The sequence below is a fragment of the Litchfieldella rifensis genome (assembly GCF_042646605.1).
In the GTDB taxonomy this organism is placed as follows: domain Bacteria; phylum Pseudomonadota; class Gammaproteobacteria; order Pseudomonadales; family Halomonadaceae; genus Litchfieldella; species Litchfieldella rifensis.
In genome coordinates, this window is the sequence record NZ_JBHRUG010000017.1 from 412,019 (window position 1) to 425,643 (window position 13,625).

At 59.1% G+C, this 13,625-nt stretch carries 16 protein-coding genes; 12 read left to right on the forward strand and 4 right to left on the reverse strand.

Annotated features, from left to right (window positions below):
* Nucleotides 1–130 precede the first annotated feature (130 nt).
* The gene (locus ACFOEV_RS09010; protein ID WP_386773027.1) at nucleotides 131–679 is read right to left on the reverse strand and encodes a thioredoxin family protein; all 549 of its coding nucleotides are present in this window, start codon (nucleotides 677–679) and stop codon (nucleotides 131–133) included.
* 130 nt (nucleotides 680–809) lie between these two features.
* Here ACFOEV_RS09010 and ACFOEV_RS09015 point away from each other — a divergent pair, with 130 nt between their 5' ends.
* From ACFOEV_RS09015 to ACFOEV_RS09055, 9 genes are all read left to right on the forward strand, one after another.
* Complete coding sequence (locus tag ACFOEV_RS09015; RefSeq protein WP_386773077.1) at nucleotides 810–1,013, forward strand: homocysteine S-methyltransferase family protein; 204 nt, start codon at nucleotides 810–812, stop codon at nucleotides 1,011–1,013.
* Between the two features lie 141 nt (nucleotides 1,014–1,154).
* On the forward strand, nucleotides 1,155–2,705 hold the full coding sequence (locus ACFOEV_RS09020; RefSeq protein ID WP_386773029.1) for an alkaline phosphatase D family protein: 1,551 nt from the start codon (nucleotides 1,155–1,157) through the stop codon (nucleotides 2,703–2,705).
* Nucleotides 2,706–3,078: 373 nt separating this feature from the next.
* Complete coding sequence (locus tag ACFOEV_RS09025) at nucleotides 3,079–3,684, forward strand: hypothetical protein (RefSeq protein ID WP_386773031.1); 606 nt, start codon at nucleotides 3,079–3,081, stop codon at nucleotides 3,682–3,684.
* Nucleotides 3,685–3,924: 240 nt separating this feature from the next.
* Nucleotides 3,925–4,263, forward strand: a complete 339-nt coding sequence (locus tag ACFOEV_RS09030; protein ID WP_386773032.1) for a hypothetical protein — start codon at nucleotides 3,925–3,927, stop codon at nucleotides 4,261–4,263.
* Nucleotides 4,264–4,420: 157 nt separating this feature from the next.
* Entirely contained in the window at nucleotides 4,421–5,026 is a 606-nt protein-coding gene (locus ACFOEV_RS09035; protein ID WP_386773034.1) for a LysE family translocator, read from the forward strand.
* Nucleotides 5,027–5,283: 257 nt separating this feature from the next.
* Nucleotides 5,284–5,757 (forward strand): DUF6795 domain-containing protein, encoded by a 474-nt coding sequence (locus ACFOEV_RS09040; RefSeq protein ID WP_386773036.1) that lies wholly within the window; start codon nucleotides 5,284–5,286, stop codon nucleotides 5,755–5,757.
* Nucleotides 5,758–5,946: 189 nt separating this feature from the next.
* Nucleotides 5,947–6,693 carry an SDR family oxidoreductase gene (locus ACFOEV_RS09045; RefSeq protein WP_386773038.1) on the forward strand — a complete coding sequence of 249 codons (747 nt, stop codon included), beginning with the start codon at nucleotides 5,947–5,949 and terminating at the stop codon, nucleotides 6,691–6,693.
* Nucleotides 6,694–6,988: 295 nt separating this feature from the next.
* Entirely contained in the window at nucleotides 6,989–7,342 is a 354-nt protein-coding gene (locus ACFOEV_RS09050) for a DUF1428 domain-containing protein (RefSeq protein WP_386773040.1), read from the forward strand.
* 221 nt (nucleotides 7,343–7,563) lie between these two features.
* Complete coding sequence (locus ACFOEV_RS09055) at nucleotides 7,564–8,109, forward strand: DUF4256 domain-containing protein (RefSeq protein ID WP_386773042.1); 546 nt, start codon at nucleotides 7,564–7,566, stop codon at nucleotides 8,107–8,109.
* Nucleotides 8,110–8,221: 112 nt separating this feature from the next.
* On the opposite strand, the gene ACFOEV_RS09060 is transcribed toward ACFOEV_RS09055, so the two are convergent.
* Together ACFOEV_RS09060 and ACFOEV_RS09065 are read right to left on the reverse strand one after the other, a co-directional pair.
* Nucleotides 8,222–9,130, reverse strand: coding sequence for a cation diffusion facilitator family transporter (locus ACFOEV_RS09060; RefSeq protein WP_386773044.1), 909 nt, complete (start codon nucleotides 9,128–9,130; stop codon nucleotides 8,222–8,224).
* A gap of 164 nt (nucleotides 9,131–9,294) precedes the next feature.
* Entirely contained in the window at nucleotides 9,295–9,903 is a 609-nt protein-coding gene (locus tag ACFOEV_RS09065) for a hypothetical protein (protein WP_386773046.1), read from the reverse strand.
* 565 nt (nucleotides 9,904–10,468) lie between these two features.
* Here ACFOEV_RS09065 and trxC point away from each other — a divergent pair.
* Nucleotides 10,469–10,906, forward strand: coding sequence for a thioredoxin TrxC (gene trxC, locus ACFOEV_RS09070; RefSeq protein ID WP_386773048.1), 438 nt, complete (start codon nucleotides 10,469–10,471; stop codon nucleotides 10,904–10,906).
* 18 nt (nucleotides 10,907–10,924) lie between these two features.
* Here the strand turns inward: trxC and fabF are convergent, their stop codons facing one another.
* Nucleotides 10,925–12,190 (reverse strand): beta-ketoacyl-ACP synthase II, encoded by a 1,266-nt coding sequence (fabF, locus tag ACFOEV_RS09075; RefSeq protein ID WP_386773050.1) that lies wholly within the window; start codon nucleotides 12,188–12,190, stop codon nucleotides 10,925–10,927.
* 88 nt (nucleotides 12,191–12,278) lie between these two features.
* Here fabF and ACFOEV_RS09080 point away from each other — a divergent pair, with 88 nt between their 5' ends.
* Complete coding sequence (locus ACFOEV_RS09080; protein WP_386773052.1) at nucleotides 12,279–12,935, forward strand: TetR/AcrR family transcriptional regulator; 657 nt, start codon at nucleotides 12,279–12,281, stop codon at nucleotides 12,933–12,935.
* The gene (locus ACFOEV_RS09085) at nucleotides 12,928–13,401 is read left to right on the forward strand and encodes an AAC(3)-I family aminoglycoside N-acetyltransferase (protein WP_386773079.1); all 474 of its coding nucleotides are present in this window, start codon (nucleotides 12,928–12,930) and stop codon (nucleotides 13,399–13,401) included. The genes ACFOEV_RS09080 and ACFOEV_RS09085 overlap by 8 nt, the downstream gene beginning before the upstream one ends.
* Nucleotides 13,402–13,625: the final 224 nt, after the last annotated feature.

A 13,625-nucleotide genomic window follows, 5' to 3' on the forward strand; every position in this document is an offset into this window, starting at 1 on the left:
CTATTCTCAAGAAGTATCTGCTAGCGCGATTCCCATCTCTGGCCCCAAGAAGCGAGCCTATGATGGCGGCACAGGCAAGTCATCCGCTGCGGGACAGAGGCGCGACTACTGCTTTGGAGTGCGCGTTACACTATTTCCATTTGATGTTGCAGCCCATGGACGGCATCTGGTTGGTATCCGGTGCCTCGCCGGCCAGCACGGCATCAGCCGCGGCACGCAGATCCCTGCCGGTCACCGGTGTGTCCTTGCTCGGACGGCTGTCGTCGAACTGGCCCCGGTAGGCCAATCGGTGGTCACGGTCATAGAGGAAGAAGTCCGGCGTGCAGGCCGCCTGGAAGGTACGCGCCACTTCCTGGGTCTCGTCCACCAGATAGGGGAAGGGGTAGCCGCGCATACGGGCCTCTTCGATCATGCGCTCGGGCCGGTCGTCCGGATGAGCCTGGAAATCGTTGCTGTTGATAGCGACCACCGCCATACCCCGGTCCATGTATTCGCGGGCGAAGTCGGCGAAGGCATTGGCGATGTGCTTCACGAAGGGGCAGTGGTTGCAGATGAAGACCACCAGCAAAGGCTTGTCATGGAACTGGTCGCTGTCCACCTCCGCCCCAAGCGGGTCGGGAAGGCGAAAAGCCGGCATGGGGCTGCCCAGTTCGATCATGTTGGAAGGAGTCCGTGACATGGGGATTAGGCCTCTTCTCCTGTGGTTGATTGGGTTCAGGGTAGCAAAAAGCGCCAGTTACACTCTTTGACCTGCTGGTATCCGACGGTTCGCTCATGTCCTGCCACGTGCTGCCGAATGGACTCGCCGACTGCGTGGACTCCGCGCCAACGCCTCCCGCTGCAGCCATGCTGAGCTCGACGAGGCCGAGGAGCTCGATGATGGCGATCCCGTGGAGTTGGCCGGCCAGTATTCGACACTGCGGCGGCGCTATCCGTGGATCAACGTGCTCGGCGGATGCTGTGGAACGGACCACCGCCATATCGCGCAGATCGCCGTGGCCTGCCAAGGTTGATCAAGTGGGGCAGCGGACCCTCTCACTTCAGGAAGCAGTAAAGAGGCGTTGTCTTGCGTCGGTCACCAGACTGCCAAGGCTCTGTCACTTGTGCCATTCATCATGACGCCTCATCCATCCATGGAAAGGGGGAGGGGCATCATGAAACTGACGCGTCGTGGTTTTCTCGAGTTGGGGATCAAAAGTGGCGCCGCTGCGGGGATGCTGGTAGGGGCGCCGGCAGTGGTGCTGGCCGAAGCGCGTCGGCCGATTGTCGTGGGCGGTGTGATGAGTGGCGATCCGCTGAGCGATCGGGCCATGTTGTGGAGCCGCACCGATCGGCCCGCACGGATGCTGATCGAACTTGCCGATAACCCGGCATTTCGTGGCGCGCGCCTGTTACGCGGTCCGGAGGCACTGCCGATAACGGATTTCACGGCCAAGCTGGATCTGACCGGCCTGGGGGACATGGACGAGGTGCACTATCGAGTGCGCTTCGTCACGCTGGATGATCATCGTGCCGAGAGCGAGTCGGTGAGTGGGCGATTGCGCCTGCCGTCCGCGAGCCGCCGCGATGTCCGCTTCGTTTGGTCCGGGGATACGGTGGGGCAGGGCTGGGGGATCGATGAGTCGCGGGGCGGCATGCACATCTACGACACCATGCGTCGCCAGCGGCCGGATTTCTTTATCCATTCCGGTGACAGCGTGTATGCCGATGGCCCATTGCAGGAGACGGTGGAGCTGCCCGATGGCGAGGTGTGGCGCAACCGGCTGACTCCCGCCAAACTCAAGGTGGCCGAAACCCTCGATGAGTTCCGCGGCCAGTATGCCTACAACCTGCTGGATGACAACCTGCGGCGCTTCAATGCCGAGGTGCCGATGCTGGCACAGTGGGACGATCACGAGACCACCAACAACTGGTATCCCGGCAAGCGGCTCGAGGACGAGCGCTACAGTGAAACGCAGGTTTCGCTGCTGGCGGCGCGAGCCCGGCGTGCTTTCCTCGAGTATATGCCCATTCGCCAGCGTCCCGAGGCCCCGAATCGCATCTATCGCCGCTTCCCCTATGGCCCTGGCCTTGAGGTGTTCATGCTCGACATGCGCAGTCATCGGGGGCCCAACACGGCCAATCGTCAGGCCACGGCATCGCCGGACAGCGAGTTTCTGGGACAGCAGCAATTCGACTGGCTGCTGAGCGGCCTGCGCAACTCTCAGGCGACATGGAAGATCATTGCCGCCGATATGCCCGTCGGACTGGTAGTCAGTGACGAGGAAAACTTCGAAGCGATTGCCAATGCCGACGATGGCAAGCCCGCTGGACGCGAGATGCAGATCGCCCGGCTGCTCAAGGCCATGCGTGACGAGGGTATTCGCAACGTGGTGTGGCTCACGGCGGATGTGCACTACACGGCGGCGCACCATTACTCGCCGGAGCGCGCTATCTTCCAGGATTTCGAGCCGTTCTGGGAGTTTGTCAGCGGCCCGCTGCATGCCGGTACCTTCGGCCCCGGTGCTTTGGATATGACTTTCGGGCCGGCGGTGGCCTATCAGAAAGCGCCGCCGGAAGGGCAGGCGAACCTACCGCCGTCGGCGGGTTATCAGTTCTTCGGTCAAGTGGACCTGGACGGCGAAAGCGAGGAGTTGACCGTCACGTTGATGGATAGCGAAGGCCAGTCCCTGTTTCGTCAGGTATTGTCACCCCAGCAAGCCTGAGTCCCTGTGCCATGTCCACCATCGATCGGTTCGGCCGGCCGATGTGGATGAGCGATGGTGGATGAACTCCGATTGAGAGGGCGGTTCACTCTTTGCTGGATACCAGGAGAGATGAACAATAAAGAAGGCTCATGCGGCAATGGCTCGGCAACGGCATATGGTGAAAACCATGTCTCGATTCAATCGTATCTCTTGGATAACACGGTGACGGCTTATTCTTGTTGGCTGCGATCTCGTGGGCAAACAGTCGCAGCATCGACCGTGGGCCGGATGAGCCCCTTAAGGTTCCCTTAAGGTAGGCATGGCATAGGTGGGACACATCCACTCTTCCGGCGGCAGGCTTCCGACCGGATTCAGGTTTACGAGGTACACCATGCCCATCATGGCCCAAAAGACGCCATTGCTTGACGCTCAGCACCAGAGCCTTCCTATCAGCATTCCAACGGGGGTCCCTCCACTTGGCATCGACAGCCCCGCTCGTACCCTGTTGACCGATTTCACGACGGTCCGCGCACAGACCGTAACGGAGAAGGCACTCGCCTCCGTAGCACGGGAAGTCATGCACTGCCTCGGGGTGAGGCTGTTGCTGGTCGTCGATACGTCAGGGCTTTGCACAGGCATCATCAGCGCCCGAGAGCTTTTCGGAGGTCGTCGCATCACCCAGGCCATGCAACGCTTCGACATTCCTCGTCATGAGGTCTCCGTTGGCATGATAAAGACTCCCTGCCAAGACCTGCACACGCTGTCGTTGTCGCACCTGTCTTCTCTGACCGTCGGTGATCTGGTCGAGGCCCTCAAGGCATTTGGCGATCAGCACTTGTTGGTGACTGACCACGACCAGCACCAACAGCAACGCATTCGTGGGGTGATTTCGGCCTCCGACGTGGGCCGTGCCTTGTCGCTGGACCTTGGTCAGCAGCCGCCCGAAGCGCGCAACTTCATCGATATCTGTCGCGTGATACTCGGCCGCGAACTATAGCTATGTCCCCTCGATAGAGAGTTCATCCATAGCTTATCCTGGGGCCGACGAGCAACTCGGCGGACTCGGGTATCACTATGCCAATAGCATCGCGAACTACTTTATAAGTAATCATTGGTTTCTTGTCGTGGCGTACCACAGCGTAATATTTTTTATCAAAAAATCGATAACACGGTATGGGAAATTAGATGGAAAATTTTGGTATACTTGGCAATACAGGAGCTGGTTAATGGAGGTGAGATGAGAACAGAGTTGAGTGATTTCGAGCAGAACATGCGGCGTGAGATCGATGACTTTCTAACACCCAAGAAGAAGGGTGGCGAGAAGGAGAAGAAAGCTCCTACCAAGGCGGCCAATCGAGCCGCGAAGCCTGACCCTGTCAGCCGGCAGGCCACTTCCCACAAGACCGGCTACCTCATCAAGCTGGCCGTGCGCACCAAGCCTCTCGAACTGGACACCGTCTTCGAGCACTGCTCGTCCAGTATCTCCAAGCTTGAAGCGCAGTTGGAAGCCGAAAAAGCTGCCAGAAAGGCTGGTTACCCTATCATCGGGTATGTCATCGACGTACAGCGCCTATAGGTCAACGCCCCGAGCGAAGGGCCCGGCAGGCAAGCCGGTGGGCATGTTCACGAAACGCAATGCTTCCGACGGCGCAGTGAGGGGAAACCACCACGTGCCAGGATAGGCTATCCTGTCTCGAATCGAAGGAATAAGAGGGAGCCCTGAAATGCCTGGCATGGAATTCCTGATTACGTCGCTGGTCGTGGTGCTGCTACCGGGACCGGGTATGCTGTTCACGATATCCACGGGGCTGATGAGCAGCAAGCGCGCCAGTGTCTTCGCGGCGCTGGGGTGTACCGCCGGTATCGTTCCTCACTTGCTGGCCAGTGTCTTGGGGTTGGCCGCCATTCTCCACGCCAGCAGTGTCGCGTTCCAGACCATCAAGTATCTAGGCGTCGCCTACTTGGCTTACCTGGCGTGGGCGATGTGGAAGGAATCCGGCACGATCGCCTTGCGCGGCGAGTCACCGGACAAGAAACTGTCGAAAGTGGCGACAAGGGCGTTTCTCATCAATATCTTGAATCCGAAACTGTCGATTTTCTTCCTGGCCTTTCTCCCCCAGTTCGTGCCGCATAATGCCGTATCGCCTATCACCCACATGCTGCTGCTGAGTAGCGTGTTCATGGTCATGACATTGGCCGTCTTCATCGTATATGGGGTATTTGCTAATGGCGTCCGCACCTATCTTTCGAATTCCCCGGCTTTGATCAAATGGATTCAGCGGACCTTTTCTGGCGTGTTTGTGGCGCTGGGTGCGAAATTGGCCATGGCGGAGCGGTAGGCCGTTGGAATACCAATCCGCCATCTAGGGAGTTTTTAGAAGGGTGATGAGCCGTTTCCAAAAAGCAGAGGAAAAGGATGTTGAAAGCATCCTTGAAATGATGGAGTCATGCTACGGAGAAGATGGCTGCCTGATGACAAAGCGGCTCAAAGGAGAATAAGCGGCTGCCCAAGAAAGAAATCGATACCTTGCCAGGATTTTGTTATAACTTGGCTATTTGTTCAGATGTAATCATCACGCGATAGGTAACTTCAAGGATGAAAACTTTAATATTGATGCTGGTCATTTTGCTTTTCGGCTTGGCAATCGTCATGACTTTCTTTGATATAGGGAAAGCTTACGTATTTTCTCCCACCAGAATCACGATCACCCTGAATCAAGAGCCCTTGAAAGGTGCCAAAGTCATACGTCGCTGGGACTGGAATAAGCAAGGTGAAGATCATGCTTTCACGAATGAGGAAGGTGTTGTAGAGCTACCGGAGATTAGGCGGAGAGGGATAACGCAATTTATTCTCGCTGAGTTTGTTGCAGCTCAGCAGATAATGGTCTTGGTAGACGACAAGGAAGAAAGAATATGGTCATATTCAAAGCGAGCCTCAGGCGAGAATGCAGAGCTTGGTGGAAAACCGCTGGTGCTCAATTGTGAGTTAAGCAATGAAGAGAAGATGTATCGAGATTTCGGGCCACCCTTACTGACCAAATGCACATGGAGTAAAGAAGAAGTCAGTTAAGTCTTCTTCATGCCGAAGCCTTAACTATGAACATATTCATCGTAACCTTTGGATCACGCGGAGACGTCCAGCCTTATGTGGCTCTAGGAAAGGGACCGCAAGATACGGCAGTCGATGCAGCAACGAGTGGTACGATATAAAGCATTGGTGTCAGTCATAGGGAACGTCAGGCCGATACGGAGGCACAGTATGAACCGGGTCGTGGTCATCACTGGTGGAAGCCGTGGCATCGGGGCGGCGACGGCAAGGCTCGCGGCATCGCGAGGCTACGCGGTCTGTATCAATTACCGTTCCAACAGCCAGGCTGCCGAGGCACTTGTCGATGAGATCACTGCCTCCGGCTGTCAGGCGATCGCCGTGGCCGGCGATGTCAGCATCGAGGCCGATGTCGTGCGTCTCTTCGAAACGGCAGAGCGCCAGCTAGGCGTCATCGGTGCGTTGGTCAACAACGCGGGCATTCTCGAGCGCCAGGGCCGGGTCGAGACGATCGGTGCCGAGCGACTGGCTCGGATATTCGCGGTGAATGTGACCGGCAGTTTCCTATGCGCGCGTGAAGCAGTCCGCCGGATGTCGACCAAGCGCGGCGGGGCAGGTGGGGCGATCGTTAATGTGTCATCGATGGCGGCACGTCTTGGCGCTCCGAACGAATACGTCGACTATGCCGCCGCCAAGGGGGCGATCGATAGCTTCACGATCGGCCTGGCCAAGGAAGTTGCCGACGAGGGCATTCGTGTCAACGCCGTGCGTCCGGGCATCATCGATACCGATATCCACGCCAGTGGCGGCGAACCCGGCCGGGTCGAACGCTTGAAAGATTCAGTACCGATGAAGCGCGGCGGCCGCCCAGAGGAAGTCGCCAACGCCATCCTGTGGTTGTTGTCGGATGAAGCCTCCTATTCGACGGGAGCCTTCATCGATATCTGTGGCGGTCGCTAGACCTCACTCGATTTATTTAGCGTTCCTATAGGAGAGAGCCAGAGCTTATGGCGCTCGTCACCCATATGAAACAGTCGATAGAGGCTTGCTTGGCTTCGGAGCTTGAAGAAGGGGAAGCTCCAGCAATGTAAGGTAGTGACTCCCAGCCAGTACCGCCGGCGCTTTCGCGGTATGCGGCTCGGTTACCGTGAACGGCCCTTCAGTGTCGATTTTCCTGGTGCTGGCACGACTATGTAGTACCCGCCGCCGATGAAGGCCGTTGCGGGTCTATACCAGAGAACATAGGAGCACCCTCATGACTTACGTGGATGGATTCGTTGCCGCTGTACCCACCACCAACCGAGAGATGTACATCAAGCACGCTAGCGATGCCGCGGTCGTGTTCAAGGAGCACGGCGCCCTGAAGGTGGTGGAGTGCTGGGGGGACGACGTGCCGGAGGGCAAGGTCACCTCCTTTCCCATGGCGGTGAAGCGCCAGCCGGATGAGACCGTAGTCTTCGGCTGGATCGCCTGGCCATCCCGCGAGGAGCGTGACCGGGGCATGGCCAAGGTCATGGAGGACCCGCGCATGCAGCCCGACGTGAACCCCATGCCCTTCGACGGTAAGCGGCTGATCTATGGTGGCTTCGAGGTTATCGTGGACGAGTAGCCTTGGGGCTTGCCGAAAGCTGGCGAGTACCGCCCGCTTTCGGCCCACGCCTAGACCCCGTGCGGTTGCCGAATCGGAGGCTCGCGCCTTATGCAGGCGCTAATTGAACTCCTCGTCTGTGAGCAATGGGTTCATGCTTGCAGCGGTCGTGAAGCGAAAGCACAAGCCGTAAGAAGGCTGGGCGGCCAATGAAACAGAGCAGAGAGGCGAGAGCAAAAGACATGAAAGCACCACAGCATGAAGAACTACTCAGGACATTGAAAGCCCGTTTTGAGAAAAGCATGGACCGACATAAAGGTCTTGAATGGGCTGAAGTACAAGCAAAGCTTGAGGTTAATACGGAAAAGCTGTGGTCACTCAATGAAATGGAAAGAACTGGCGGTGAACCGGATGTCGTTGGTCATGATCAAAGGACGGGCGAATACATTTTTTATGATTGTTCCACGGAAAGTCCTAAAGGTCGTAGAAGTGTTTGTTACGACCGCGAGGGGCTAGAGTCAAGGAAAGAACATAAGCCGGAAAATAACGCTGTTGATATGGCGGCTGCCATGGGCATTGAACTTTTAACGGAAGAGCAATATCGAGAATTGCAGAAGCTTGGAAGTTTCGATACGAAGACGTCGAGCTGGGTGAAAACACCTTCTGACATTAGAAAACTCGGCGGAGCCCTCTTTTGTGATCGACGCTACGGTTATGTCTTTGTATATCATAACGGTGCACAATCATACTATTCCTCCAGAGGATTCCGCGGCTCGCTAAGGGTCTAGGTTTTTCACAGACAGCGCCGGGGCCTTTTCTCTTGGCATGTTGTCACATCGCGGCGATTGCGCCCACCTTGGAGTGATTCGTCGTCTCCACCCCTTTGGGGTGTTTGACGCCCTAGACCCAGCGAGGGTCGGCGGTGAAGGCCACAGTGAACCAGCGCCGATCCGGCGGAATGGAAAGTCCTTCGCTGATCTGCTTGCGGATCTCGTCGAGGAAGACGATGCCTTGGTCCGCGGCAAATTCCGGCGTGGTGACGATGTGGATCTCGATGAAGTGGCCGCGCCCGCTCTTGGCCACATGGCTGTAGTACTCGAGCAACCCTTTGCGCGCCATCACCGGTACCATGGCGGCATGCACCTCGCGATCCAGGGCACTGGGGGCGATCAGGAAAATTTCCTTCAGGGCGCGGCGCACGATGCCGATGGGCACTGGCATGAAACAGAGCGTGAGAACCGCCAGCAGCAGGGAGTCCACGTAGGGGGTGAGGAGGTGGGTATAGGCGGTGCGCTCCAGCCCCAGAGCGATGGCGAAGGCACCGAGCAGTGCCGAGGTGATCAGTCCAGCCATCAGCCAGCCTTGGGTATCGATGCGCAAGAGCTCGGAATCGACGCGACGGTTGATACGCTTCTCGTAGGCGTACATGGCGAAGCAGGCACCGGCCACCAAGAGTGCGTAGACGATGGCCAGATCGAAGGCGAGCTCGCGTCCGCCTTTCATCAGCCCCTGCACGGCATTGAGAAAGGCATAGACGCAAAGCAGCATCAGGATGCTGCCGTTCAAGGCTGCCACCATGGGCTCCAGGTGCCAATAGCCGTGCTGGAAGCGCTGGCTGACCTCGCGCACTGCGAGTTTCGCCACCAGCAGCGCAAGGCCCGACATGGCGGCGTCGATGATGGAGAAGACCCCGTCGAAGAGAATCGACTGGGAACCTGACAGCAACCCGAAGGCCACCCCAAGGGCCGAAACCGCCAAGGTGGTGGCGATGGAGAGTTTGAGGGTGTGCTGCTCGAGTGCGGCCGACATGGCGATCTTCCCTGGTTACCAAAGCCTCCCAGTCTAGCCGAACCCCACATTTCAGAGGAGGGGCGCGATGTTCGGGGTCATCGTGGACGAGTAGCCGTGGGGCTTGCCGAAAAGCTGGCGAGTGCCGCCAGCTTTTCGGTCCACGCTTGGATCCGAGACCCGCTTCAGCGGACCTCACCGGATACGTCGCCTTCGCCCTCGGCACTGACCTCGCCTTCCTCCACCAGCTCTTCTTCCTCGACCTGTTCCTCGGTCTCCTCGGTATCGTCTCTCAGGCGATCACGGTTCTCTTCGAGACGATCCTGGGCAGGCTCGGCCGCGTGCTCAATGGCCCGATCCAGGCCCGGGGCGCGCGTCTTGGTGTCCTGAGCATCCTCCTCGGTCTCTGCATCCATGTCGGTTTCGGCTTCGACGTCGGCCTCGGTGTCCGTGTCGGTCTCGGTGTCCGTGTCGGCCTCGGTGTCCGTGTCGGCCTCGGTGTCTGTATCGGTCTCGGTATCGGTGCCAGCTTCGGTGTCCGCATCGGCTTCGGTATCAGCATCGGCATCGGCATCAGCCCCCGCATCGGCATCGGCATCAGCCCCCGCATCGGCATCGGCATCAGCCCCCGCATCGGCATCGGCTTGAGCCAACAACAGCTGGGAGTTACCGGCCGTTTCCATCATGGGCAGGGCAGAAAAGCTGCCGCTCTTCAAGTCATCCGCCTGGGTAGCCGTAGCGCCCAGACCTGAGAAAACCAGTGCCATGCTGGTGGCAAGTGTCTTGAGTTTCATAGCGCCTCCTTGTGCCCCAATCTCCCCGGGGCGGATCTCCATCAGGGATGGCTTTTCTGGCTCTTCCTTGAGCCACTCGTCGTAGCGAGACTAGCTCCTGTTTATGACTAAGCAATAACCGTGCCATATAAATGAAAATATTGTAAATCAATGAGATATTAAAGAACGGTGTTTTCTATTCGAGTTGTCCTGCATGGCAATCCGCTGTATCTGTTGCCGCGAAGCGACACAAAAGGTAAACGGCGCGCAAGTGCCGTCAGGAGTGCGAGTGCCGTGATTGAAGGGGATATTAATGTCGGCATTTCGCGACACTCCGCCTGTTGGAGGCCACGCTGCTATCTCCCAGTTCCGCCTGGGTCCGCCCGGGCATAATATCCAACATGTCCGGAGTCAGCTCTGGAAGGCCATGTTTTGGAAGGCTGTATTAGGCAAAGCAAATCTATGTCACTCGTCTTATACTCGACAAACGACGATATTTCGCATGAGCCTTTAGCAAAATTTGCAGGTTACCATGTGCCCGGCGTCAGGGGCGCGGTACCACCTCGATGCTCGCCCGGAGCTTTGCATGAGCGATACCTATACCCTTGGTTGCCCCCACTGCCTGGTGATCAATCGGATCAGCCAGGGGCGGCTGGGTGATGGCCCCAAGTGCGGCAAGTGCAAGCAGCCGTTACTGGTCGCCGAGCCGCTGGAGTTGACCGCGGCTAACTTCACTGCGCTGGTAGACCGCAGCACGCTTCCGGTGGTGGTGGATTTCTGGGCGAGCTGGTGTGGTCCGTGCAAGATGATGGCGCCAGTCTTTGCCGAGGCGGCGCGCGAGCTGGCCATGCAGATGCGCTTCGCCAAGCTGGATACCGAGGCCGAGCCAGCCCTTGCCGGACGTTTCAGCATTCGCAGCATTCCTACCCTGATCGTGTTTCGCGGCGGCGAAGAGGTGGCCCGTCAGCCGGGTCTATTGCAAGGCCCGCAACTGCGCCAGTGGCTCAAGCCGTACCTGGCATGACCCCTCGATCCACCACCGCTACACCTTGCTGATGATCAGGGCGGCATTCACCCCGCCGAAGCCGAAACCATTGCACAGCACGTGCTGGGTGGGCTGTTCGCGTGCCGCCCCAAGGACGAAGTCCAGGTCCTGCATGTCGTCGTCGGCGTTTTCCAGGTTCAGGGTCGGGGGTAGCCGGTCGTGCATCACTGCCAGGGCGGAGAAAATGCTCTCCACGCCGCCGGCGGCACCGAGCAGATGGCCGGTGGCCGATTTGGTGGCCGAGATCGGAATGCCGGCGAGTGCATCGCCGAATACGCTGCGCAAGGCGGCGATCTCGGCACGGTCACCGACCGGCGTCGAGGTGGCGTGGGCATTGATGTGGTCGATCGTTTCGGCAGGCAGCGCCGCCATCTTCAGCGCTGCCCGGATGGCCGCCGCGGCACCGGCGCCGTCTTCCGGGCCGGCGGTGATGTGGAAGGCGTCGGCACTGGTGCCATAGCCACTGATGATGGCCAGGGGAGTTGCCCCGCGTGCCTCGGCGTGGGCCAAGCTTTCGATCACCATCAGGCCCGCGCCTTCTCCCATGACGAAGCCATTGCGTGCCCGGTCGAAGGGTCGCGAAGCCTTGCCGGGGGCTTCCTGTTCGGTGGAGAGCGCCTTCATGGCGTGGAAGCTGGCCAGCGACAGCGGGTCGATACAGGCTTCGGCGCCGCCCACCACGGCCACATCGGCCTCGCCGCTGCGTATCAGGCGCATGCCATCGCCGATGGCCTGGACGCCTGCCGCGCAGGCGGTAACCGGACACCCCAGCGGCCCCCGGAAGCCATAGCGAATCGAAAGGTTGCTCGCGGCCAGGTTGGCCAGGAAGGCCGGCACGGTGAAGGGAGAGAGACGGCGGTGGCCACGTGTTGTCAGGGTGTTCTGCGCCTGGGTGATGGTGGGGAAGCCGCCGATGCCGGAGCCCACGATGGTGGCGGTGGCCTGTCGGTCCGCGTCGCTCGAGGGGAACCAGTCGGCCTGGGTCAGCGCCTCTTCGGCTGCTGCCATGGCGTAGAGGCTGAAGAGTTCCAGTTTGCGACGCTCCTTGGCATCGGCCACGCGGTCCGGGTCGAGGCCGGCTTCGTGATCGTCGGCGATGCCGGGAACCGAGCCCGCGACCTTGATCGGCAGGTCGCCGGTATCGAATCGGGTGATCGGGCCAATGCCGGAGTGGCCGGCCAGCAGGCGTTCCCAGCCTGTCTTGACGCCGCAACCGAGGGGACTGATCATGCCCATGCCGGTGATGACGAGCGGTGATTGCATGGTAGTTTCCTGAACAGCTTGGGGTTGTGCCACGCTAACACCGAGCTTGATATGATCAAGATAATATTCAGCGGAGTGAGAGGTCGCCATGCCCTACTCGACGAACCACAAGGCCAAATCGCGGGAGCGTATCCTCAAGTCCGCTATCGAGCTGTTCAGCCGCAAGGGCTTTGAGAAGGTCTCCATCGGCCAGATCATGAAGCTGGCCAAGATGACCCACGGCGCCTTCTACGCGCATTTCTCCTCGAAGGAAGCGCTCTACCACGCCTCGGTGCGGGAAACCCTGGAGACCAGCCGTGCGGCCCGGCTGGTCAAGGGGCCGCTGTCGGTGAAGCACTTGACGGAGCTGGTCGCCAACTGCTGGAACCTTCAGGAGCTGGAACGCAAGCGCAAGCCGGGGCCCGAGACGGTGCTGTTCAACGAGATCGGCAACGAGAACGCCGAGATCCGCACGCTTTTCGAAGCCTCCTACCTGCGCATGAGGAAGATGCTGGAAACACGACTCATCGCCCTGAGCCGGCTGAAGAAACTGCCCTTCGAACCCGACCGCGAGGTCATCGCCGACAAGTCTCGCGCCATTCTCGCCTCGCTGGTAGGCGCCGTGGCCATCGCCAAGAGTCTGCCCGAGGAAAAAGAGCGTCAGCATATCCTGGACGCCGCTCAACGCCAGATCCTGCAGATGCTCGGAGTCGGTGAAAGCGAGCAGGAGAGAATGCTGCGTGCGGCGGGGCAGAACGGTGGGTGAGCGCCGGCCTGTTCGCATCCACACGCTCAGCGCCGACGACCTGGTCATGATGGATGCGCTATTGACCACTTTCGGCGAGGCCTTCGACGAGGTGGATACCTATGGCCGCGCCCGGCCCAGCGCGAACTACCTTCGGCAACTACTCGGCAACGATACCTTCATCGCACTCGCCGCGCTCAAGGGCGACGAGGTAGTAGGTGGCCTCGCCGCCTACGTGCTGCACAAGTTCGAACAGGAGCGCAGCGAGATCTACATCTACGACCTCGCTGTCGCGGAAGCATGCCGGCGTCAAGGTGTCGCCACGGCATTGATCCTGGCCCTCAAGGAAATCGCTGCCGCACGCGGCGCCTACGTCGTCTTCGTGCAGGCGGACCATGGCGACGACCCCGCCATCGCCCTCTACTCGAAACTCGGCAAGCGCGAAGACGTGCTGCATTTCGATATCGCCGTCAATCCAGCTCCATAGCCGCTATTAGGCGTACGGAGAATGGTAACCGTACTTACATTTTTTGCTATTACGCCTCCTTATGCTTGGTCTAGGAAGTCAGGGTCGCAGAGATGGCCAGTAGCTCGGGCAGAAGCGGAATTGTAGATACTCCGTTTCGACTCAAGCGTTCATATGCTCATCGCTGAAGAGCAACGAGGAATCGAATGGGGTTTGGCTCTGCATGCAGGCCCACAGGCCGGTGA

Bases quoted from the DNA above. Each gene is read 5' to 3' on its own strand.
- ACFOEV_RS09010 (WP_386773027.1), bottom strand. From the start codon at position 679: ATGTCACGGACTCCTTCCAACATGATCGAACTGGGCAGCCCCATGCCG.
- ACFOEV_RS09045 (WP_386773038.1), top strand. From the start codon at position 5,947: ATGAACCGGGTCGTGGTCATCACTGGTGGAAGCCGTGGCATCGGGGCG.
- ACFOEV_RS09065 (WP_386773046.1), bottom strand. From the start codon at position 9,903: ATGAAACTCAAGACACTTGCCACCAGCATGGCACTGGTTTTCTCAGGT.
- ACFOEV_RS09030 (WP_386773032.1), top strand. From the start codon at position 3,925: ATGAGAACAGAGTTGAGTGATTTCGAGCAGAACATGCGGCGTGAGATC.
- ACFOEV_RS09025 (WP_386773031.1), top strand. From the start codon at position 3,079: ATGCCCATCATGGCCCAAAAGACGCCATTGCTTGACGCTCAGCACCAG.
- fabF (WP_386773050.1), bottom strand. From the start codon at position 12,190: ATGCAATCACCGCTCGTCATCACCGGCATGGGCATGATCAGTCCCCTC.
- ACFOEV_RS09020 (WP_386773029.1), top strand. From the start codon at position 1,155: ATGAAACTGACGCGTCGTGGTTTTCTCGAGTTGGGGATCAAAAGTGGC.
- ACFOEV_RS09050 (WP_386773040.1), top strand. From the start codon at position 6,989: ATGACTTACGTGGATGGATTCGTTGCCGCTGTACCCACCACCAACCGA.
- ACFOEV_RS09035 (WP_386773034.1), top strand. From the start codon at position 4,421: ATGGAATTCCTGATTACGTCGCTGGTCGTGGTGCTGCTACCGGGACCG.
- ACFOEV_RS09040 (WP_386773036.1), top strand. From the start codon at position 5,284: ATGAAAACTTTAATATTGATGCTGGTCATTTTGCTTTTCGGCTTGGCA.
- ACFOEV_RS09060 (WP_386773044.1), bottom strand. From the start codon at position 9,130: ATGTCGGCCGCACTCGAGCAGCACACCCTCAAACTCTCCATCGCCACC.
- ACFOEV_RS09055 (WP_386773042.1), top strand. From the start codon at position 7,564: ATGAAAGCACCACAGCATGAAGAACTACTCAGGACATTGAAAGCCCGT.
- trxC (WP_386773048.1), top strand. From the start codon at position 10,469: ATGAGCGATACCTATACCCTTGGTTGCCCCCACTGCCTGGTGATCAAT.
- ACFOEV_RS09080 (WP_386773052.1), top strand. From the start codon at position 12,279: ATGCCCTACTCGACGAACCACAAGGCCAAATCGCGGGAGCGTATCCTC.